Origin of the sequence: Paracoccus sp. C2R09, assembly GCF_018860625.1 — a bacterium.
In the GTDB taxonomy this organism is placed as follows: Bacteria; Pseudomonadota; Alphaproteobacteria; order Rhodobacterales; family Rhodobacteraceae; genus Paracoccus.
Window position 1 is genome coordinate 1 of record NZ_JAHKQB010000006.1, and the last position, 1,253, is coordinate 1,253.

At 61.7% G+C, this 1,253-nt stretch carries 1 protein-coding gene; it reads left to right on the top strand.

What is annotated here, in order from left to right:
- Window positions 1-67: 67 nt before the first annotated feature.
- A protein-coding gene (locus KO490_RS00520; protein ID WP_252726920.1) for an IS3 family transposase occupies window positions 68-1,227 on the top strand; the annotation gives its coding sequence in 2 pieces (ribosomal slippage) (window positions 68-317 and window positions 317-1,227; 1,161 coding nt in all).
- Window positions 1,228-1,253: the final 26 nt, after the last annotated feature.

A 1,253-nucleotide genomic window follows, 5' to 3' on the forward strand; every position in this document is an offset into this window, starting at 1 on the left:
TGACCTGCCCCCCGCGAAATCCCTCACCGTGATGTAGAGTCTGCGCCAACCCTGAAGGAGCAGACTTATGCGAAAGAGCCGTTTCACCGAGGCGCAGATAATCGGGATGATCAAGGAGCAAGAGGCTGGCATGCCGACGGCGGAGGTGTGCCGCAGGCACGGCCTGAGCACGGCGACGTTCTACAAGCTGAAGGCCAAGTATGGCGGGATGGAGGTGTCCGAGGCTGCGCGACTGAAGGCGCTCGAGGACGAGAACGCCAAGCTGAAGCGGCTGTTGGCCGACACCATGCTAGACAATGTCGTCTTGAAAGACTTGCTGGGAAAGAGCTGACGACATTGACGAAGCGGCGAGACGCGGCGCTCAGGGTGATGCGGGATCACGAGCTCTCGCAGCGCCGGGCCTGCAGGCTTGTCGGTGTCGATCCCAAAACAGTCCGGCGTGAACGCCCACCGGACTGTGCCGAGATCCGCAAGGAGATGCAGGAAATTGCCGGCAAGCGACGTCGGTTCGGCTACCGCCGGATCGGAGTGCTGCTGGAACGCGAGGGCATGAGCATGAACCACAAGAAGCTTTACCGGATCTACCGGGAAGAGGGTTTGTCCGTGAAGCGACGACGTTGCCGGAAACGGGCGCGCGGGACAAGGACACCGATGCCTGTTGCCGCGTATCCCAATGCACGCTGGTCGCTGGACTTCCTGTCCGACAGCTTCGGCGCGTCGCGGAAGTTCCGGATACTGGCTGTGATTGACGATTGCACCCGTGAGTGCCTGTGCTTGGTTGCGGACACCAGCCTCTCCGGCGCACGTGTCGCCCGGGAACTCAGCGCCCTGATCCGGATCTACGGCAAACCCGGCTGCATTGTCAGTGACAATGGGACTGAGTTCACCAGCCGGGCCATTCTCAAATGGGCCGACGAGAACACCGTGCCGTGGCACTACATAGATCCCGGAAAGCCGCAGCAAAACGCCTTCATCGAAAGCTTCAACGGCAGCCTCCGGGACGAGCTGCTCAACGAGGAGATATTCGACCGTCTGGACGATGCGCGGCGAAAGCTGGCGCTCTGGCGCTACGACTACAATACGGTCAGACCCCACTCGTCCTTGGGCAACCAAACACCGCAGCAAGCGCGCCGGACGCTTGAGCTATTTGAGGGCTCCGCGCCCGGCGCGCTTGCGCCAGACGGGGAACCCGAATACCCAGATCCAACCTGCAGACTCTCGTTATGAATGAGGGACCCGCAGGGGGCAGGTCA